Source organism: Rhizobium sp. GCM10022189 (genome assembly GCF_042656325.1).
GTDB lineage: Bacteria > Pseudomonadota > Alphaproteobacteria > Rhizobiales > Rhizobiaceae > Rhizobium.
In genome coordinates, this window is the sequence record NZ_JBHSOR010000016.1 from 22,520 (window position 1) to 41,085 (window position 18,566).

Annotated in this window: 19 protein-coding genes; 13 read left to right on the plus strand and 6 right to left on the minus strand. The window is 64.2% G+C overall.

Annotated elements, in window-relative coordinates; all coding sequences use genetic code 11:
• Nucleotides 1-133: 133 nt before the first annotated feature.
• From ACFPWW_RS10740 to ACFPWW_RS10775, 8 genes are all read left to right on the plus strand, one after another.
• On the plus strand, nt 134-919 hold the full coding sequence (locus tag ACFPWW_RS10740) for a YdcF family protein (protein ID WP_377311615.1): 786 nt from the start codon (nt 134-136) through the stop codon (nt 917-919).
• Nucleotides 920-1,077: 158 nt separating this feature from the next.
• Nucleotides 1,078-1,908 (plus strand): glycosyltransferase family 25 protein, encoded by an 831-nt coding sequence (locus tag ACFPWW_RS10745; protein ID WP_377311616.1) that lies wholly within the window; start codon nt 1,078-1,080, stop codon nt 1,906-1,908.
• Between the two features lie 84 nt (nt 1,909-1,992).
• Nucleotides 1,993-2,499, plus strand: coding sequence for a GNAT family N-acetyltransferase (locus ACFPWW_RS10750; RefSeq protein ID WP_377311617.1), 507 nt, complete (start codon nt 1,993-1,995; stop codon nt 2,497-2,499).
• A 145-nt stretch (nt 2,500-2,644) separates the two neighbouring features.
• Nucleotides 2,645-3,829: an arabinose transporter gene (locus tag ACFPWW_RS10755; protein WP_112756186.1), complete on the plus strand. Its 1,185-nt coding sequence runs from the start codon at nt 2,645-2,647 to the stop codon at nt 3,827-3,829.
• Between the two features lie 157 nt (nt 3,830-3,986).
• Entirely contained in the window at nt 3,987-4,541 is a 555-nt protein-coding gene (locus tag ACFPWW_RS10760; protein WP_377311619.1) for an alpha/beta fold hydrolase, read from the plus strand.
• 73 nt (nt 4,542-4,614) lie between these two features.
• Entirely contained in the window at nt 4,615-4,800 is a 186-nt protein-coding gene (locus ACFPWW_RS10765) for a hypothetical protein (RefSeq protein ID WP_377311621.1), read from the plus strand.
• The gene (locus ACFPWW_RS10770) at nt 4,797-5,114 is read left to right on the plus strand and encodes a hypothetical protein (protein ID WP_377311622.1); all 318 of its coding nucleotides are present in this window, start codon (nt 4,797-4,799) and stop codon (nt 5,112-5,114) included. The genes ACFPWW_RS10765 and ACFPWW_RS10770 overlap by 4 nt, the downstream gene beginning before the upstream one ends.
• 196 nt (nt 5,115-5,310) lie before the next feature.
• Nucleotides 5,311-5,673 carry a hypothetical protein gene (locus tag ACFPWW_RS10775; RefSeq protein WP_112756179.1) on the plus strand — a complete coding sequence of 121 codons (363 nt, stop codon included), beginning with the start codon at nt 5,311-5,313 and terminating at the stop codon, nt 5,671-5,673.
• A 94-nt stretch (nt 5,674-5,767) separates the two neighbouring features.
• Here ACFPWW_RS10775 and ACFPWW_RS10780 read toward each other — a convergent pair whose 3' ends face one another.
• Nucleotides 5,768-5,980: a cold-shock protein gene (locus ACFPWW_RS10780; RefSeq protein ID WP_007818490.1), complete on the minus strand. Its 213-nt coding sequence runs from the start codon at nt 5,978-5,980 to the stop codon at nt 5,768-5,770.
• Between the two features lie 643 nt (nt 5,981-6,623).
• Between ACFPWW_RS10780 and ACFPWW_RS10785 the strand changes: the two genes are divergently transcribed.
• The gene (locus ACFPWW_RS10785; RefSeq protein WP_112573152.1) at nt 6,624-7,223 is read left to right on the plus strand and encodes a J domain-containing protein; all 600 of its coding nucleotides are present in this window, start codon (nt 6,624-6,626) and stop codon (nt 7,221-7,223) included.
• Between the two features lie 130 nt (nt 7,224-7,353).
• Nucleotides 7,354-9,132 carry an adenylate/guanylate cyclase domain-containing protein gene (locus ACFPWW_RS10790; protein ID WP_377311623.1) on the plus strand — a complete coding sequence of 593 codons (1,779 nt, stop codon included), beginning with the start codon at nt 7,354-7,356 and terminating at the stop codon, nt 9,130-9,132.
• Between the two features lie 313 nt (nt 9,133-9,445).
• Here the strand turns inward: ACFPWW_RS10790 and ACFPWW_RS10795 are convergent, their stop codons facing one another.
• Nucleotides 9,446-9,736 (minus strand): GIY-YIG nuclease family protein, encoded by a 291-nt coding sequence (locus ACFPWW_RS10795; RefSeq protein ID WP_377311624.1) that lies wholly within the window; start codon nt 9,734-9,736, stop codon nt 9,446-9,448.
• Nucleotides 9,737-10,809: 1,073 nt separating this feature from the next.
• On the opposite strand from ACFPWW_RS10795, the gene ACFPWW_RS10800 reads away from it, so the two are divergent.
• Nucleotides 10,810-11,415: an exonuclease domain-containing protein gene (locus tag ACFPWW_RS10800; RefSeq protein ID WP_377311625.1), complete on the plus strand. Its 606-nt coding sequence runs from the start codon at nt 10,810-10,812 to the stop codon at nt 11,413-11,415.
• A 116-nt stretch (nt 11,416-11,531) separates the two neighbouring features.
• On the opposite strand, the gene ACFPWW_RS10805 is transcribed toward ACFPWW_RS10800, so the two are convergent.
• Both ACFPWW_RS10805 and ACFPWW_RS10810 read right to left on the minus strand, forming a co-directional pair.
• On the minus strand, nt 11,532-11,918 hold the full coding sequence (locus ACFPWW_RS10805) for a GNAT family N-acetyltransferase (protein ID WP_377311627.1): 387 nt from the start codon (nt 11,916-11,918) through the stop codon (nt 11,532-11,534).
• 253 nt (nt 11,919-12,171) lie between these two features.
• Nucleotides 12,172-12,522, minus strand: a complete 351-nt coding sequence (locus tag ACFPWW_RS10810) for a hypothetical protein (RefSeq protein ID WP_112569363.1) — start codon at nt 12,520-12,522, stop codon at nt 12,172-12,174.
• 190 nt (nt 12,523-12,712) lie between these two features.
• On the opposite strand from ACFPWW_RS10810, the gene ACFPWW_RS10815 reads away from it, so the two are divergent.
• Nucleotides 12,713-12,850, plus strand: coding sequence for a hypothetical protein (locus ACFPWW_RS10815; RefSeq protein WP_377311628.1), 138 nt, complete (start codon nt 12,713-12,715; stop codon nt 12,848-12,850).
• Between the two features lie 12 nt (nt 12,851-12,862).
• Here the strand turns inward: ACFPWW_RS10815 and ACFPWW_RS10820 are convergent, their stop codons facing one another.
• Complete coding sequence (locus ACFPWW_RS10820; RefSeq protein ID WP_377311629.1) at nt 12,863-13,249, minus strand: GNAT family N-acetyltransferase; 387 nt, start codon at nt 13,247-13,249, stop codon at nt 12,863-12,865.
• 117 nt (nt 13,250-13,366) lie between these two features.
• On the opposite strand from ACFPWW_RS10820, the gene ACFPWW_RS10825 reads away from it, so the two are divergent.
• Nucleotides 13,367-14,845, plus strand: coding sequence for a hypothetical protein (locus tag ACFPWW_RS10825; RefSeq protein WP_377311630.1), 1,479 nt, complete (start codon nt 13,367-13,369; stop codon nt 14,843-14,845).
• A 217-nt stretch (nt 14,846-15,062) separates the two neighbouring features.
• Here ACFPWW_RS10825 and uvrB read toward each other — a convergent pair whose 3' ends face one another.
• Complete coding sequence (uvrB, locus tag ACFPWW_RS10830; RefSeq protein WP_377311631.1) at nt 15,063-18,140, minus strand: excinuclease ABC subunit UvrB; 3,078 nt, start codon at nt 18,138-18,140, stop codon at nt 15,063-15,065.
• Between the last annotated feature and the right edge of the window lie 426 nt (nt 18,141-18,566).

The window sequence follows — 18,566 nt, forward strand, 5'->3', positions numbered from 1 at the left end:
AGGGGTCTGGCCGCCAATCTGCGGCAGGGCCCCCGGCACCGGCCGCAGATATCGGGCATAAGCGAAAGCCGGCCTTGCCCCGAATCCCCGTTTGCGTTTTCGTGGCCGCATTTCAGCAGGACGGTTTGCACCCATGTTTTTCTTCGCCAAGATTTTCTGGCTCGTTTCCCAGCCGGTGACGGTCCTCTTCCTCCTGATGGCGCTCAGCGTCCTGCTGATGCTGCTTTCCTTCCGGCGGCTTGCCGTCGCCGTCGGGCTGGTATCGCTGGTGCTGGTATTCCTGACCTTCTACACCACGGCCGGCGCGCTCGTCGTGCAGGAACTGGAAGACCGGTTTCCGCGGCCGGCGCCCCCGGCCGATGTCGCCTGCGTGATCGTGCTCGGCGGCGGCATTCCGACCCAGGTGGACGGGGCGCGCGACGGCTACGATCTCGACGACGGCGGCGACCGCTATATCGAGACGGTGCGGCTTGCCGGCCTCTATCCCGGCGCCAAGATCATCATGTCCGGCGGCGACGGCAGCCTCGAGGGCGTTTCCATGAAGGAGGCGGATATCATCCGCCGCATGTTCGACGATTTCCATATCGATCCGGCCCGGGTCGAATATGACGCGCTCTCGCGCGATACCTATGAGAATGCCGTCAATGTGCGGGCGATCCTGCAGCGGCTGAACCTCGGCCATTGCCTGCTGGTGACCTCCGGCTTCCATATGCCGCGGGCGGTGGCGATCTTCCGCAATCTCGGCATGGAGGTGACGCCCTGGGTCGCCGATTACCGCACGACGGGCAAGGAGGGCCTGAAAGTGACGGTCGCCTATCCGCTCATCAATGCCGGGCTGCTCAGCACCGGCCTGCGCGAATGGATCGGCATCGTCGCCTATTATTTCGCCGGCCGCGTTTCCACGCTCTATCCGCAGTGACAGGGCCGCAGTGACGGGGCCGCAGTGACGGCATCCCTGAAAAAGCCGGCGCATCCCGGAAAAAGTTGTGGCGCCGCCGGTGGCGCACTTTTGTTCGAATTGAAACATAGCTATATGTTTGCGCGGGGACGGCAGGGGCGCAGCGCCAGGGAACGCGTTTGAAAATATTGATCATCAGCCGCAAGGCGGAGGACGTCCGGCGGGAGTTCCAGATCCGGCAGCTGGCCGGACTCGGCCTGCCTTTCACCTTTCTCGACGCGGTCGAAGCCGCCGGGCTTTCGGCGGAGGAATGCCAGAGGGCGGCGAGCAACTGGCCGAGCCCGACGCGGCGGCAGGACATTGCCTGCTACCTTTCCCACCGCAAGGCCTGGCAGGCCGTGGTCGAACACGGCCAAAAGCTGCTCATCCTCGAAGACGACGCGGTGCTCTCCGACGATATCGCCGCCGTCCTCGCCGCGATCGAGGCGCGCGCGGACAGCTGGAACGGCGTCTACGACCTCGAATTCGCCCCGCGCCGCCATATCCTCAAGCGCAGCCGCGCCTGGCAGGACGCGGCCGGCCGCTTCGCCGCCACCCGCGTCTACCAGAACCGGGTGGGGCTGGCGGGCTACGTCATCGGCCCGGCGGCGGCGGCACGCATGCTGGCCGAAACCACGGACTATTCGCTGATCGACGCGCATTTCTGGCACCGCTCCTGGCTTGCCGCCTACCAGATCGAACCGGCCCCGGTCATCCAGCAGCGGTTTCTGGAGGACGAGGCCGAGAGCGCCGATTTCCTGCGCCCGGAAAAGGACCTGGTCTTCCTGCCGCTCGACAGGGCGCGCAAGCTGGCGCGGCGGCTGGAACTGGAAAGCATCAAGGCCCGCAACCTGCTCGCCGGCCTGTTCTTCGGGAAGAAACGGGACGTGCTCGTGGACCGCTCGCGCTTCAACGCCGCCGTGATGAAATCGGCGCAGGTGGGGCTGCTGCTGCCGCTGGTGGTCGGCTAGGAGCGCAGAGGGCGCGAGCCTGTTGACAAGGTGCGGCAGCCGTATTCCCTTGCGCCTTTCCGATGTCGACGAGCGAGTACCCGCGTGACGCTTGAAGTTTCCGTTAATATTGAAGCTGCGTTGCAGAGCGAAGTCTCGGCACTTCTGTCGCAGTCGGATGCCGTCGCCGCAGCACTCTATCCCGGTGAATACCGCCGGCCGATTACCGCGCAGTCGCTCGCAGGACCGGGCACGCATGTCCTCATCGCGCGTCTCGCCGGAAGCGCGGTCGGGCTTTGCGTGCTGTTTGAGCGAGGTGACGGCACCACGGAACTCAAACGCATGATCGTGGATGCCGGTGCGCGGGGTGCGGGTATCGGCATGGCGCTGCTCCGGCGAGCGGAAGCTCAGGCCCTGGCGCTCGGAGCGCGGACCATGCTGCTTGAGGTCGGAACACGCAACACAGAAGCACAGCAGCTGTATCGTCGCGGCGGGTACGAGCCGTGTGAGCCTTTTGCGCCCTATAGTGCGACACCCATAAGCCTGTTCATGAGGCGGGTACTGGCAGAGGTCGCATCGGGAGACAGTGCTGCCGCGCCGACCCGCCGTTGACACCCGCCCGCATATCCCGTATCTCGCAGTCCATGCCAGTCCTCTGGCCGTAAGCGTTCGACGTCAACCAACGCACTTAACGATCCTTGCCGGTCGGAGTGCGTTTTTTTGTGCCCGTCGGACGAGGAACAGCCTGGAGGTTTTCATGGCTTTCCGTCTTACCGCCGATCGCGAGCAGGGCAGGCTCTACCTGCTGACCGCGATCCTCTTCGTTTCCTATCTCTGCGTCGCGATTGCGCTGCCCGTCGTGCCCGTGCATGTGACCGGCACGCTCGGGCTCTCCAACGGCTGGGCCGGGCTTGGCGTCGGCATTGCCTTTCTTGCCACCATTCTCACCCGCGGTTATGCCGGCGGGCTTGCCGACAGCAGGGGGGCGGCGGTGGCCGTGCGGCGCGGCCTGCTCTTCTATGCGGCGGGTGCCGCCGTGTCGCTCGGCTGTGGCCTCGTCGTGCGCGCGCCGGCTGCGGCGTTTGCCACCCTGCTGGCCGGGCGGCTGCTGATCGGGCTCGGCGAAAGCCTGGTTGCCGTCGGCGTCATTGCCTGGGGCATCGGCCTTGTCGGGCCGCAGCGCTCGGGCCGGGTGCTGGCGCTGGTGGGGGCGGCGATTTACGGGGCGCTCGGCCTAGGCGGGCCGCTTGGCCTTCTCCTGCTCGATCGTCTCGGCTTTGCCGGCACGATGGCCGTCAGCGCCGTGCTGCCGCTCCTCGGGCTTGTCGCGATCCGCGGCGTGCCGGCGATTGCGGCCCATCCAGGCAGGGAGCGGCCGCCGCTTGCCGCCGTCCTCGGCCGCATCTGGGTGCACGGGCTGATCGTCTGCCTGCAGGGCATGGGCTTTGCCGCGATCGGCTCCTTCTTCACCCTCTATTTCCGCGATCTCGGCTGGGACCATGCCGGCCTCGGGCTGAGCGCCTTCGGCACCGGCTTCGTGCTCGTGCGCCTCATCTTCGGCCACCTGCCGGACCGATACGGCGGGCTTTCGGTCGCCGTCGTGTCGCTGGCGGTCGAGGCGGCCGGCCAGCTGCTGATCTGGAGCGCGGCCGATCCGGCCGTGGCGCTGGTCGGCGCCTTCATGACGGGCCTCGGCTGCTCGATGATCTTCCCGGCCATGGGCCGCGAGGTCGTGCATCTCGTGGCGCCGCACCTGCGCGGCACCGCACTCGGCGGCTTCTCGGCCTTTCAGGACCTGGCCTACGGGCTGACGGGGCCGCTCGCCGGCGTGCTGGCGGACCGGGCCGGATATGGCAGCGTGTTTCTGGTCGGCGGGGGCAGCGCGCTCTGCGGCTTCGTCGTCGCGGTGATGCTGCGGCGAGGCAGGGCGGTCGCCGCCTAGCCTCATGCGAGCCAATACACGGGAAATTCGCCATCAGGACTCCATGCAGCCGGCCGGTTCCGCGGCCGATGTGCGACAAGGCAATTGTCGCCACCGCCAGCCTTGCCCCGTTGCCGCCGCGCCCCATCTCCTGTTGACCGCAACCGGAAAGGCCTCCATGCCGACACAGATCCTCTTCATCCAGGGCGCCGGCGAAACCACGCATGACGCGTGGGACAACAAGCTCGTCGACAGCCTCGCGCGCGAGCTCGGCCCGGCCTATGCGATCCGCTACCCGGCGATGCCGGACGAGGGCGATCCGCATTACGGGGCCTGGAAAGCCGCCGTCACCGCCGAGTTCCGGAGCCTCGAAGACGGCGCGATCCTGATCGGCCATTCCTTCGGGGGCACCGTGCTTGTGCACACGCTGGCCGAGGACTGGCCGGCCTTCGAGCCCGGCGCCGTCATCCTGATTGCGCCGCCCTATATCGGCGCGGGCGGCTGGGAGAGCGGGGAGATCGCCGGGCGCGAGGATTTTTCCGAAGGCCTGCCGGAAGGGCTGCCGGTGCTCATCTATCACGGCAGCGAGGACGATACCGTGCCCTTTGCCCATATCGAGCTTTACGCCAGGGCGATTCCGGATGCGGTCGTCTGCTCGCTGCCGGGGCGCGACCACCAGCTCGACAACGATCTGGCCGATATCGCCAAGGATATTCGCGCGCTGCAGACCTGAGCCCGCCATTCCACGCCTCAACCATCGGCATCGCATCCTCCCGCATCGCTGAAACCGTTGCAGGAGGTGCCGCATGATATCGGGAGAGTTTGAACCAGGGAGCGAAGGGCAGGCCGCCCGCCGGCGCGATGCCGGCCGCACGCTTGCGCCGCTGGCCGGCCTGCTGGCTGCCGCCGGCTTCGTCTTCCTGCTTGCCGGCCGCCACGAGGGCGAGCTTGTGCGCGCCGCGCGCATCGATCAGGAGGTCGCCGGCCGATGAATGCACTTGCGCTCCGCTTCGATTTCGACGAACTCACCATCCCCGTGCTCGGCCGCAACGACAGCGGCCTGCTTCTCTACGGCTTTGCCGAGCTTTCGGGCGACCGGGAAGGGTTCAGCGTCGAGACCGTTCATCTTGCCGAGGGCACCGTGCTGCGCCGGGCCGGCAACCGCGAATGCGGCCGCCCGGCAGCCTTTGCCGACGAGCTCTTCCGCCGCATCGCCGCCGTCATCGAAAACGACAGGACGGTGCTCGGCCGCCACGCGGCGATGGAATGGGCCGAACTGGTGGAGCGCCACGGCGAGCCCGCCTGAGCGCGGCCGCGGGCGCGCCGCAAGGGCGCCCGCCCGAGAGAGGCCGGATATTTGCGGCTTCCGGCGCCCGTCAAGCCTTTGAAAATCCGCCTTTCGCGTGGATCGTGATCGAAGATAGGAATAATTTCCTTGATTGTTCCCGGCCTGAGCAGGTACAACCCTCAGACGGCAGCGACGGTGTAACAGGAGAGTTTGCATGCATGCCCGCCCGCTCGAAACGAGCGACAATCCCCTTCTCCAGACGCGCCTCGGCAGCGAGCCATCCGGGCAGGGCGGGGAGCCGGCGGCGCCCGCCGGGGACGATGCGCTGCTTGTCGCGCTCGGCGGCAAGCTGCATGCGGCGGCGGGGGTGGCGGAGCGGCGGCTGAAGGCGCTGCCCGATTATGGCGCGATCGCGCAGGAGGCCGCCGCCATCGAGGCGATCCTGCAGCCGGGAGAGGCGATCGCCGACCGGATGCTGTGTCTGCGGCCGGTGACATCGGCGGGCCACGCGGCGCTGCTGCGCGCCGAACTCTGGAAGCGCGGGGAATATATCGGAACCTATCTCGGTCCCGGTTGAGCGCAGTCTTCCAAGCCCGCCCGAACGGCCCGGCGCAAAGAAAAACGGCGCCCCTTGCGGAGCGCCGTCGCCTGCCTGAAGCAGTAAAGTCAGATCAGAAAGCCTGGATGTTGACGGCCTTCGGACCCTTGCCCATGCGATCCGGCTCGGTGTCGAAGGAAACCTGCTGGCCTTCGCGCAGCGACTGGATGCCGGAAGCCTGGAGAGCGGAGATGTGGACGAAAACGTCCTTGGCGCCGCCTTCCGGCGTGATGAAACCAAAACCCTTGTCCTGGTTGAAGAATTTTACGGTGCCCTTGGTGGCCATGGGGATAGTCCTTTTTCCCATTTTTCAGTTTGACCGCACCCCCGGCGGAGGGGAGGCGGACGGCTTTAGCTTTCGCGTGTCGGCCCGAAAGCCGGACGCGAAGGGTCAGTCGAGACGTCACGTACGGGGAAAGAACATCTACGCGCGAGGGCGTCACCCACGCTGCCTTGCACGGAATTGGCGCTCCGACACGACATTACCACTTCAGTCCAGTCACCGGCATGCGAAATGCCCGAGTGTGTCAGTTGGTGCCAGCATTTCGGGCAAAAAGCAAGCGGCAATATTGTGGCATGGCTTTTTGCGTCGCGGGAAATGATGACGATTCAAATGGTTGGCGGAGCGTTAGCCAGGCCTGATGAACCTGTGCCATTGCGGGATGGAGGGCGCGGATGCAACTTTTTGGCGACCGCACGCCACCTGCGGCTGCCGGCTCTTGCGCAGAGCCGATTTCGCGCGGCCTGTGAAAAACCCGTCGCGTTAACCCTTCACCTGTGGGAAAATCCGGCCGTTCCACAATTTCGTCCCGAGCGGCCGCAATTATGGCAGGGTGTTTCGGGGCTTGATGCGGCGCGAGCCAGCCGGTAGGTCTCGGAGGGACGAAGCAGTGAATGAAGGAAGTGCCGGCGTGATCGATCCCTATGCCATGCTTGGACTGGAGCGCGACGCCAGCGGCGAGGCGATCAGGCTTGCCTGGCGCAAGGCGGCCAAGGGCGCGCATCCGGATGCCGGCGGCGATGTCGACAATTTCAACCGCCTGCAGATCGCCTACGAACTGCTGCAGGACCCGGTGCGCCGGCGCGTCTACGACGATACGGGCTACGATCCGCAGCTGGCCGACCCCAAGGATCTCGAGGGCGTGCTGATGCTGGAATCGCTGGTCAACGAGGTGATCCTCGACGAGCGCGAGCCCGGCAGCTTCGATCCCGTCGCCGCCATGCGCCGCAAGCTCTCCGACGATATCGTCAAGAGCCGCTTCCACATCCTGGAACTGGAACGCCACCGCGCCCGCGTGCGCAAGCACATAGACCGCCTCGGCCGGCGGCCGGAGACCGACGTGCTCGGCTCCATGATGCGCGCCCGCAGCGAAGCCATCGCCGACGCCATCCGCAAGACGGAAAAGCAGATCGAGACGATCGAGCATACCTATTCGATGCTGGAGGGATATTCCTACGAGGTGGAGATCCCGGAGCCGCTGGAAGAGATCGGCCAGGCGGAGCCGCAGCGCGGGGAGGCGGCGGAATAGGGGCAAGGACTGGGGAGGCCAGCCTGGGCGGCCCTGCATCCGTCCAGCCGGCCATTTCTCGCTGCCCCTTGCCAGGCGTCTTGGTGAGCGCGCGCATCGCCGTTATGCTCTCCGAACGGGAGAAGACACGATGCGGGATGATCCTATCGATCGGAGGTTGGCGGCGGTCCTGGCGGCCGACGTCGTCGGCTATTCCCGCATGATGGCGGCCGACGAGGCGGCGACGCTTGGCGCCCTGAAGCGCCACCGGCAAACCGTCCTGGAGCCGGCGATCGCGCGCCACAAGGGCCGCCTCGTCAAGCTGATGGGCGACGGGGCGCTGGCGTGCTTCGACAGCGCGGTCGATGCGGTCGAATGCGCGCTTTTTCTGCAGATGTCTGCGGCCGGTGACAGGCCGGCACCGGAGGCCGGCAGGCCGCAGATCGTGCTGCGGATCGGCATCAATATCGGCGATATCAGGTTCGATGGCGGCGACATCTACGGCGACGGGGTCAATATCGCCGCGCGCCTGGAGGCGCTGGCGGCACCCGGCGGCATCTGCATCAGCGCCATCGTCAGGGAAAGCATCGTGGGGCGCGTCGATGCCGTCTTCGAAGACGGCGGCGCGGCGCAACTGAAGAACATCGACCGGCCGATCCATATCTGGACATGGCGACCGGCCGGGGCGGTGGCGGCCCGGCCGGCCGCGCCGCTGAAGGGCATCGAGAACATGTGGCCGTCGCTTGCCGTCCTGCCCTTCCAGAATATCGGCGGCGATATCGAACAGGAATATTTCGCCGACGGCGTGGTGGAGGATATCATCACGGCGCTCAGCCGCTTCCGCTCCTTTGCCGTCATCGCCCGCAATTCCTCCTTCGTCTACAAGGGGCGGTCGGCCGATGTGCGCGCGGTGGCGCGCGAACTTGGCGTCCGCTACGTGCTGGAAGGCAGTATAAGACGGGCGGCGGCGCGGCTCAGGATCACCGCGCAGCTGGTGGACGGCGTCAGCGGCGCGCATCTGTGGGCCGAACATTACGACGGCTCGGCGCAGGACGTCTTCGATTTTCAGGACCGCATCACCGAAAGCGTCGTGTCGATCGTCGAGCCGCATATCAAGAGCGCGGAAGTGGCCCGCTCGCGCCGGGAGCGGCCGGAAAGCCTCGAGGCCTACGATCTCTACCTGCAGGCGATGGGCAGCTTCTATTCCAGCGAGCCGGGGCGCAACGCAGCCGGACTTGCGCTGATCGAGAAGGCGGTGGCGCTGGAGCCCGCCAACGCGCTCTATCTCTCTTGCGGCGTCATGCTGCTGATGCAGCGCGCCACACTCGGATGGAAGCGGCAAGGGGCGGCCGCCGAGCGGGCGCAATGCGCCGATTACATCGAGCGCGCGCTTTCCAACGGCCGCGGCGACGCGGCCGTCGCCGGCATCTGCGGCAACACGCTGATCCAGACATTCCGGGAGTACGATCGCGGTTTCGAGCTCACGCGCCAGGCTGTCACGCTCAATCCGAACAATCTGGACGTGCTGAATTTCGCCGGCGTCGCAAGCCTGCTGTGCGACAGCCTCGACGACGCCGTCAGCTATTTCCTGCGGGCCGAGCGGCTGAGCCCGAACGGGCTCGGCGCGCACTGGAACCTGACGGGTCTTGCCCATGTGGAGCTTGCGCGCGGCAACCCGCGGCAGGCGCTGGCCTGGGCCACCAAGTCGATGGCCGCCAATGCCGTCTACGGCCCGTGTTTCTGGATGCTGATCGCCGCCAACGCCCAGCTCGGCCGCCTGGAGGAGGCGCGACGGCACCTCGCGGGCCTGCTGGCGATCTCCCCCGGCGTCACCGTTTCGGCCATCCGGGCGGGGCAGGCGGCGAGGTTTCCCGAGCGGATCGAACCGATTCTGCAGGGCCTCAGGATGGCCGGCATGGCGGAGGCGTGAGGCTGCGCCGGGTGCTGCGGCCAAGAAAAAGCCCGGTGGGGTTTTCCGGGCTTGAGGCACTTGGCGGGCACGGCGCTCCCTTGCACCGCGCCTCTTTTGACGGCCATTCCCCTCTGGCCGTTTTGAAACGGCACCGCCGACGGCGGCTCAGGGTTGAAATGGCGCTCGCGCGGCGATTGAAAAGAGGCAAGGCGCCGGCCGGGCGATCACATTTGCGACACAGGACGGCGCGGCGCGATCGCGGCCCGGTGAAGCAGGGGTCGAGGCCCGCCTGACGGCTGTCGCGCGCCCACGGGCGGCCGAAGAGGCAGGCTCACAACGCCATCAGATGCCAGGAAATATCCTCCCATTGCGGGTTGTTCGCCTCGATGAGATTGAGCTTCCACCGCCGCGGCCATTTCTTGATCGTCTTCTCACGGACGATCGCCGCCGTCAGCAGGTCGTGCTCCTCGAACCAGACGAGGGTCTTTACGCCATAGCGGGAGGTGAAGCCGGGTGTCAGCTCGTTCTGATGCTCGAAGAGGCGGCCGGGCAGATCACGGGTGACGCCGGTATAGAGCGTGCCGTTTCTTTTCGACGCGAGGATGTAGACATAACCCTTCATGGTTGAAGAATGGCCCGCGGGCGTGCGGTATTTCAAGAGAATTCTTGGGGCTGCGGACGCGTCGGGTGGATTCCTCACAACAGCTCGTGCAGTCTCCCTGCCGCACGGTTGCCTCAGTGGGGGAGGCCCACCCCAACCGCCTCATCCCTGTGCCTCACCCAGCCCTCACAACCGTTCCGCCGGGAGGCTCACCCCAACAGCGCCTCACCCATCCCTCGCAACCGCTCTGCCGGAAGGCCCACCCCAACCACCTCATTCCCGTGCCTCACCCATCCCTCGCCACCGTCCTGCCCGGAGGCCCACCCCAACCTCCCTCATTCCTGTGCCTGTCACAGGAATCCAGCCACCGCGCGTCCGCGCGGTGAATGACTCCCATATGCCGCAAGCAAACGAGTCTCTCCTGCCCAAGGACTTGGGCAGGCTGGATCCCTGTGACAGGCACAGGGATGAGGGTGGGGAGGGGAGCGTCGCCGCCCAAAGCAGGCGCCGGGGATGGCGGCAGGGGCCTTCCGCAGCCTCCACCACCCGACACGGCCCTTTCAGCGCCACCCAGCAATGCCTCAGCCATCCCCCGCAACCGTTCCGCCGGGAGGCCCACCCCAACCACCCCAACAGCGCCTCACCCAGCCCTCGCAACCGCTCTGCCGGAAGGCCCACCCCAACCACCCCAACAGTGCCTCACCCATCCCTTGCAACCGCTCTGCCGCGAAGCCCACCCCAACCACCCTCATTCCTGTGCCTGTCACAGGAATCCAGCCACCGCGCGTCCGCGCGGTGAATGACTCCCATATGCCGCAGGCAAACGAGTCTCTCCTGCCCAAGGACTTGGGCAGGCTGGATCCCTGTGACAGGCACAGGCACGGGGAGGGAAGCGTCACCACCCAAAGCAGGCGCCGGGCCGGCGTCGGGCATGGCGGCAAGGACCTTCCGCAGCCTCCACCACCCGGCACGGCTCTTTCACCGCCACCGCAACAGTGCCTCGACCCCATCGAATACCGTGCGGAGAAAGCCCGGTGGCAAGCGGCAAATATCCCGCTATGCTCGCCCAACCCCGAAGCAGGAGCAAAGCCCGCGTGCCGCATATCTACATCGTCACCGATTGCGAATTCGACGGCCCCGTTCCGGGCCGGCATTCCATGCTCTCCTTTGCCTCCGTCGCCCTGTCGGAGGCCGGCAAGGCGCTCGGCGAGTTCGAGGCCGTGCTGGCGCCGCTGGAGGGGGCGGGGCGCGACCCTGTGACCATGGCTTTCTGGCAGGCGCATCCGCAGGCGCTTGCGGCGGCGAGCGAGAACCCGCAGCCGGCCGCCGATGTCATGGCCCGCTTCGTTTCCTGGGTTTCGTCCTTCGGCGCCGAGCCGATCTTCGCCGCCCATCCCGTGGCGCTCGACGCGCCCTGGATCGACCATTACCTGAAGCGCTTCACCGGCCGGCCGCTGTTCGAGGGGCCGTGGATCGGCGACCGGCTGTTCCGCCATCCGCCGCTCTGCATCCTCTCGCTGGTGGCGGGCGCGACGGGGCGCAAGCCGTGGGAATGCGACATCCCGCATTATCCCGCCGAATGGCTGGGCAACGTGGAGCACACGCACCGCGCCATCGACGACGCGCGCGGCTATGCCAACCTGCTGCATTTCTTCCTGACCCGGCGCGAGGGCGGCGGCTACCGGCCGCTTCTGTCCTGATCTCGGCCGAAACTAGAGCATTTCCGGCGAAAACGGAGTCGCCTTCAATGCTCTAGCTTATTGTTTTCCCCGCAATTCCGGACGCAAAACCGGTTCCCACTTTTGCTGGAATTGCTCTAGGCGAGCCGGATCAGCCCGGCCGCCGTCGGCGCAAAGCCGCAGGCGGCGTAAAAGCCCTGAAGATGCGGCTCGAAATCCACATGCAGCCACTCGGCCCCGCGCGCCCGCGCCACCCGCACCGCCTCGCTCACCAGCGCGGTGGCGATGCCCCGCCGGCGCAGGTCCGGATGCAGGCAGGTATCGAGCAGGAAGGCATGGATGCCGCCGTCCCAGGCAACATTGACGAAGCCGATCAGCCGCCCCTCGTCATAGGCGCCGAGATGGGCAAGGCTGCGCGGCAGGATGCGGGCGAAATCCGGCGGGCGCGCGCCCGGCCAGGCGGCGGCCCAGAGGGCGGCCAGGTCTTCGGGCGAGGGGAAGGGGTCGATGCGGATGTCTGGCATGGGCTTCTATCCGGTCCGGTCGGTCGTTTCTGTCCATGCGGGCGGCGGAAGGGGCCGCTGCGCGCACCGCAAAGCTTGATCCGGCGGGCGTCTGCGCCGGGGAGAGGCCCAAGGGCCGCGATGATCCCGCCGCAGCGTTTCGCGAGGAAAGGCTGCGGCAAGGCCGGGGCGATCGGCTCAGGCCCGCGCGGGCGCCGGGTTGCGGCCCGCGCCCGTCACCGCCGCGCCGGCGGGAGCCTGCGCCTGCCTTCGCTCAGTAGCATATTTCGTCGCGGATCGTATGCCCGTCGGGCGCGGCGACCCACTGCCACTGGCAGCGGTCGTAATCGTCGTTGCTGCCGAAGAAGACGGGGCCGCGATCCCTGAACCGCCCGTCGAAACGGTCGTGGCGGAAAAACGCCCCGCCGCGATATTCCTCCCCGGCGAAACGGCCCATTCCCATCCGACCCGCATGTTCGCCCGCCGCGTGGCTGCCGCCCCCATGCCCCCCGCCGCCGTGACCGCCGCCGCCATGCGCCAGCGCGGGCGTTACCGTTGCGAGGGAGCCAAGTGCAAGGGTCAGGGAGACAAGACCCGTTGCTGCGATCTTACGAAGCGTAGACATAGTCGTTTTCCTATCAAGCGGCTCTGTGTAGCCGCCATCAGGATATGTTCATCGAATCTGGTGAATGCCCGCCACAATTGAGGGGTTTGGGGTCACTTCTTGTCACGGATTCTCACCGTGGTTGTAGTGGGTGTGATTGCGGTAGGGGTCAGTAGTGAAAACGTATCTCCGGAGCGGTTGAGGTGTGGGAGTGGGCGGCATTGCTGCTCCCGGTCGCCATGTTGAGCATATACTTCGCGCCATCGACGATGCGCGCGGCTATGCCAACCTGCTGCATTTCTTCCTGACCCGGCGCGAGGGCGGTGGCTACCGGCCGCTTCTGTCGTAATCTCGGCCGAAACTAGGCGAGCCGGATCAGCCCGGCCGCCGTCGGCGCAAAACCGCAGGCGGCGTAAAAGCCCTGAAGATGCGGCTCGAAATCCACATGCAGCCACTCGGCCCCGCGCGCCCGCGCCACCCGCACGGCCTCGCTCACCAGCGCGGTGGCGATGCCCCGCCGGCGCAGGTCCGGATGCACGCAGGTATCGAGCAGGAAGGCATGGATGCCGCCACCCCAGGCGACATTGACGAAGCCGATCAGCCGCCCCTCGTCATAAGCGCCGAGATGGGCAAGGCTGCGCGGCAGGATGCGGGCGAAATCCGGCGGGCGCGCGCCCTGCCAGGCGGCGGCCCAGAGGGCGGCCAGGTCTGCGGGCGAGGGGAAGGGGTCGATGCGGATGTCTGGCATTGGGTGTACGGTGTAGCTGGTGGTCTTAGTGGATGAGTGAAGGTCGCGCTAAATTATCTGATCAACTCAACCGCTAGCTGAAGGTACAATAGGAAGAGATGTGATTCGGGGGAGCAAATGGCCAGAAAAGCAGAATTCTTTGTATCTTTTTTTGAGGACGTTGAGCGCGGATTTGGATTTTCTTATTCGGACAAAAACGATTTTGGTGAGAGCGATTTTGATAACGGTGTCTTGATTGAAAAGATAGAGAAGGAAATACAGCACGCAGAGACAGGAAAGAAGTCCCTTTTTGCAACTCGGTTCGCCGATTTTACTGACACAATGAAGGGATACATAGAATTTCTGCGTTTTTTTGCAGGACTTGGATCATTTATATCGGAAAGTATCGCCCGGGAAGCGCTTCTCAATTTTCTTAAGACAAATGGGACCGCCGTCAGCGAAAAAGAGAACTTGCGTATCTTCCGCTTGCCTGTTGAGCGAAAGGCCGACCTCCTGCAGATAAGAGATATATTGAAGTCTTCAAAAATCGTAGGCCGTGAGATTCCTCAAATGCTTATTATGGGAATTGTAAGCAGCTATGAGCACCAACTTTCATTATTTGCTAGGGTCATAATTGAACTGAACCCACGTATTATTGTTTCAAAAGAAAAAACTGTTTCTCTACTTGAAATACTTGAGGCTGATTCGATTGAATCTGCGAAGCAGAGGTTTATCGATAAAGAAGTTGAGAATATATTTCGAGAAGGCCCGGAGAAGCAAATCGAATGGTTCGAGACTAAGGTTGGTATCGACAATATTAGAAAGGGTCATAAGAATATAGATAGATTTTTGGAGCTATTTGAAAGAAGAAATCTTTTTGCGCATAACAATGGATGTGTTAATGGCGTTTATTTATCTAAGGTTTCTAAGAAATACGTTAGAGATAACGGTATCAAAAAAGGAGATATATTGAGGGCTGGGCCTAAATATTTTCACGAGGCACTTGATCTGATAATTGAGTTTGGTGTGAAATTAATGCAGGTTTGCTGGCGAAAAATCGCGCCAGATGAGCAGGACTTAGCAGATTCTATGTTGTCAACGTTGACATTTGAGTTGATACAGATTGGTGAATATCGGCTTGCAAATTATCTTTTGGTATTCGCTCGTAGCCTTAGAGGAAAGCGGACTGATATATTCAATCGCATATTCATTGTTAATCACGCTAATTCTTGTAAATTATTGGGAAACGAAAAGGAAGCTTTGGAGATATTGGACTCGGTTGATTGGTCAGCGTCCGCGAGCAATTTTCAATGCTGCGTGGCAGCAGTGCGCGGAAACGTAGATGAGACGGTGAAACTCTTGAAAAAGATCGGCCGAGATGGAGAAATAACTGCATTAGCCTATCAGGAGTGGCCTGTGTTCTACCATGTGCGGGATCACGAGGCATTCAGAAAGGGATTTAAATCCGTTTTTGGTGTTGATTACATACCATCTCCAAAGAAGGAAGGTGGTCTCGTAAAAACTCTTGGCGGAGTGGCATTCGGCTTAATGTCACAGGAGGGTGATGCAATCTTGTTGCGATCGAATAAGCGTGTTGGAATGAAGGCTGTAAACTAGGATCGCAGCTGCGCGGATAGGACGGTATGGTTGTCCTGCTGTCAACGGAGATAATTGCGTCGAGCAGGGTGACTGCCTTACTTGCGAGTTCTGGGGTCGATTGGCAATAGTGATCCGGAGGGACGGAGCACAGGTGGCAGTGAAGATTGCGGTTCCTTTTGGGTTCGAAGCGAGGGTTGACATCAGGCGTTAGTAAGCAGCAAAAGAAACGCCTTTTTCACCGCCCCGGCCGCCCCGTCTTCCCCTTCGTCCGCCCCTTGCGCCGCTGCTCGCCGGGGTCCTCATAGCTCCCGACACCCGTTTCCCCACGCACCAGCGGACGCACGTCGTCGCGATCCGGCTGGCCGTCCAGCAGCGGCGAAAACCGCTTCGTGCCCTTGGCGGCGTCCGGCTTTTCCGGCACGTGGCCCGTCACCGGCTTTTCGGTGCGGCCCACGGTCATCTCGTCCAGCGTGTTGCGGCGGAAGAGGGTCTTGCCGTCGGCGGGAATCGGGCGGGCGTTGCGGCCGCCCATTTCGTCGAGTTCCGGCTTGGCGAAGTAGGTGGGTGTGGCCCCCTCATCCGCCCTGCGGGCACCTTCTCCCCGCTGGGGAGAAGGGGAGCCGCCGCGGCTCTTGCCTTCCATCGACTTGGCTTCCTCCCGCGCCAGCGGGTCGTCCATGGCGGCGAGTTCGACGGCCTTGAGGCGTTTGATTTCGTCGCGCAGGCGGGCGGCCTTTTCGAAGTCGAGGTCGGCGGCGGCGTCGCGCATGGATTTTTCCAGCGCGTTGAGATGGGCCTGCAGGTTGTTGCCCACGAGGTTGCCGCCATCGGCAAAACCCTTGCCGGAAGCGCCTGAGATGTCGGCGCGCACATGGTCGCGCTCGTAGACCGAGTCGAGGATATCGGAGATCTTGGCCTTGACGCTTTCGGGCGTGATGCCGTGCTCCTGGTTATAGGCCATCTGCTTTTCGCGGCGCCGGGCCGTCTCGTCCATGGCGCGCTGCATGGAGCCGGTGATCGTGTCGGCATAGAGGATGACCTTGCCGTCGACGTTGCGCGCGGCGCGGCCGATCGTCTGGATCAGCGAGGTTTCCGAGCGCAGGAAGCCTTCCTTGTCGGCATCGAGAATGGCGACGAAGCCGCATTCGGGAATATCCAGGCCCTCGCGCAAGAGGTTGATGCCGACGAGCACGTCGAAAGCGCCGAGGCGCAGGTCGCGGATGATCTCGATGCGCTCCAGCGTGTCGATATCCGAGTGCATGTAGCGCACGCGCACGCCCTGTTCGTGCAGGTATTCGGTCAGGTCCTCGGCCATGCGCTTGGTCAGCACGGTGCAGAGCGTGCGATAGCCTTTTGCGGCCGTCTCGCGGATTTCGCCGAGCACGTCGTCCACCTGGCTGCGGGCGGAGCGCACTTCCACGGGCGGATCGATAAGGCCGGTCGGGCGGATGACCTGTTCGGCGAAGACGCCGCCGGCCTGTTCCATTTCCCAGCCGCCGGGGGTGGCCGACACGGCGATCGTATCCGGGCGCATCGCGTCCCATTCCTCGAAGCGCAGCGGGCGGTTGTCCATGCAGGAGGGCAGGCGGAAGCCGTATTCGGCCAGCGTCGCCTTGCGCCGGAAGTCGCCGCGGTACATGCCGCCGATCTGCGGAATGGTGACATGGCTTTCGTCGATGAAGACGATGGCGTTGTCGGGCACATATTCGAACAGCGTCGGCGGCGGGTCGCCGGGGTCGCGGCCGGTGAGGTAGCGCGAATAGTTCTCGATGCCCTGGCAGGAGCCGGTGGCCTCCAGCATTTCCAGGTCGTAGCGGGTGCGCTGCTCCAGGCGCTGGGCCTCCAGCAGGCGGCCGGCCTTTTCCAGCTCCACGAGGCGGCCCTTCAGCTCTTCGCGGATGGATTTGATCGCCGCGTTCAGCGTCGGGCGCGGCGTCACATAGTGCGAATTGGCGTAGATCTTCACCGATTTCAGGTCGCCGGTCTTGGCGCCGGTCAGCGGGTCGAATTCGGTGATGGCGTCGATCTCGTCGCCGAACATGCTGATGCGCCAGGCCGCGTCTTCCAGGTGGGCCGGGAAAATCTCGATCGTGTCGCCGCGCACGCGGAAGGAGCCGCGGGTGAAATCCATGTCGCGGCGCTTGTATTGCTGGGCCACGAGATCGGCCAGCAGCTGGCGCTGGTCCAGCCGGTCGCCGACATTCATCTGGAAGGTCATGGCCGTATAGGTTTCGACCGAGCCGATACCGTAGATGCAGGAAACGGAGGCGACGATGATGCAATCGTCGCGTTCGAGCAGCGAGCGCGTGGCCGAGTGGCGCATGCGGTCGATCTGCTCGTTGATGGAGCTTTCCTTCTCGATATAGGTGTCGGAGCGCGGCACATAGGCTTCCGGCTGGTAATAATCGTAGTAGGAAACGAAATATTCCACCGCATTGTCGGGGAAGAAATTCTTGAATTCGGAATAGAGCTGGGCGGCCAGCGTCTTGTTCGGCGCGAGGATGAGGGCCGGGCGCTGGGTTTCCTCGATCACCTTGGCCATGGTGAAGGTCTTGCCCGAGCCGGTGACGCCAAGCAGGACCTGGCTGCGCTCGCCGCTCTGCAGCCCGTCCACGAGATCGCGGATCGCCGTCGGCTGGTCGCCGGCGGGCTTGTATTCCGAGGCCATGCGAATGGTGATGCCGCCTTCGGATTTATCCGGCCGGGCAGGGCGGTGCGGCGTCCAGATCTTGCCGTTCTTGTGCAGCGGGTTGCCGCTCTCGATCAGCTTCGACAGCGCCTCGACCGTGGCGGTGACGCCGCCGGGGGAGATCTTGTCGGCATCCTCCAGCGAGATGTCGAGGCCGGCCACGGGGTTGAGGCCGGCGGCGGCACGCGTCTTCGGGTCGGTGGAACCGCCGATGGAGACGCCGCGCGCCGTCTTGCTCACCGTCGCCTTCCTGTTCACACTCACGGCCGTACCGCCCTTCGGGCTGGCCTCCGTGGCGGGCGCCGGACGACCGGCGGCGGCCGCCTGGCCGCTGCGCTTCGCCCCTGCAATCTGCTCGGCGTGTTTGCGCGCTTCGTTCTCCACCTTCTTGCGATGCTTGCCCGCCCTGGAGGCGATTTCGCGCTGGCTTTCGATGCCGGCGGCCTCCGCATCCGCCTCGAGCTGCCTCACCCAGTCGGCCACCGAGCCGCTGAGCGGGGCGGAGTCTTCTGCCGGGACTCGCTTATCCCTGTCGTTCCACTCGACGGGCGTCCCTGTAAAAGACGATTGGGGGGCTTCCTCGAAACCGGTCGAGGCGGGGGATTTCTTCGGAGATCTTGCCATGCGCGGAATATGGCGGGAGTCATGCCGAAATGGAAGGGGGAAAGAGTACAAAAGGGAAACGAATGAATCGTTCGGATTTTGGAATAGTGGGGGTGGGCGGTATTGCAATTTTACTCACTGGCGCAAATCTCTCTTTGGGCGCGAGCATCAACCCAACCTCCCTCATTTCTGTGCCTGTCACAGAAATCCAGCAGCCGCGTGTCCACGCGGCGGAAGAATCTTGCGGCCCACCGGCTTTTGAAAAATGCTCCATGCCGGGCACGTTTTTAAGGAGTCTTCCCGGCTTGCAGACGCAAGCCGGCTGGATCTCTGTGACAAGCACAGAGATGAGGGAGGTCGAGGGACTGCCAGCAGCCGCGTGTCCATGCGGCGGAAGAATCTTGCGGCCCACCGGCTTTTGAAAAATGCCCCATGCCGGGCACGTTT

What these genes read in the sequence shown, in the direction of transcription:
- ACFPWW_RS10795 (WP_377311624.1), bottom strand. Translation starts at nt 9,736, where the DNA reads ATGAAGGGTTATGTCTACATCCTCGCGTCGAAAAGAAACGGCACGCTC.
- uvrB (WP_377311631.1), bottom strand. Translation starts at nt 18,140, where the DNA reads ATGGCAAGATCTCCGAAGAAATCCCCCGCCTCGACCGGTTTCGAGGAA.
- ACFPWW_RS10780 (WP_007818490.1), bottom strand. Translation starts at nt 5,980, where the DNA reads ATGGCCACCAAGGGCACCGTAAAATTCTTCAACCAGGACAAGGGTTTT.
- ACFPWW_RS10820 (WP_377311629.1), bottom strand. Translation starts at nt 13,249, where the DNA reads ATGCCAGACATCCGCATCGACCCCTTCCCCTCGCCCGCAGACCTGGCC.
- ACFPWW_RS10785 (WP_112573152.1), top strand. Translation starts at nt 6,624, where the DNA reads ATGCTTGGACTGGAGCGCGACGCCAGCGGCGAGGCGATCAGGCTTGCC.
- ACFPWW_RS10790 (WP_377311623.1), top strand. Translation starts at nt 7,354, where the DNA reads ATGCGGGATGATCCTATCGATCGGAGGTTGGCGGCGGTCCTGGCGGCC.
- ACFPWW_RS10740 (WP_377311615.1), top strand. Translation starts at nt 134, where the DNA reads ATGTTTTTCTTCGCCAAGATTTTCTGGCTCGTTTCCCAGCCGGTGACG.
- ACFPWW_RS10760 (WP_377311619.1), top strand. Translation starts at nt 3,987, where the DNA reads ATGCCGACACAGATCCTCTTCATCCAGGGCGCCGGCGAAACCACGCAT.
- ACFPWW_RS10805 (WP_377311627.1), bottom strand. Translation starts at nt 11,918, where the DNA reads ATGCCAGACATCCGCATCGACCCCTTCCCCTCGCCCGAAGACCTGGCC.
- ACFPWW_RS10755 (WP_112756186.1), top strand. Translation starts at nt 2,645, where the DNA reads ATGGCTTTCCGTCTTACCGCCGATCGCGAGCAGGGCAGGCTCTACCTG.
- ACFPWW_RS10765 (WP_377311621.1), top strand. Translation starts at nt 4,615, where the DNA reads ATGATATCGGGAGAGTTTGAACCAGGGAGCGAAGGGCAGGCCGCCCGC.
- ACFPWW_RS10775 (WP_112756179.1), top strand. Translation starts at nt 5,311, where the DNA reads ATGCATGCCCGCCCGCTCGAAACGAGCGACAATCCCCTTCTCCAGACG.
- ACFPWW_RS10825 (WP_377311630.1), top strand. Translation starts at nt 13,367, where the DNA reads ATGGCCAGAAAAGCAGAATTCTTTGTATCTTTTTTTGAGGACGTTGAG.
- ACFPWW_RS10770 (WP_377311622.1), top strand. Translation starts at nt 4,797, where the DNA reads ATGAATGCACTTGCGCTCCGCTTCGATTTCGACGAACTCACCATCCCC.
- ACFPWW_RS10810 (WP_112569363.1), bottom strand. Translation starts at nt 12,522, where the DNA reads ATGTCTACGCTTCGTAAGATCGCAGCAACGGGTCTTGTCTCCCTGACC.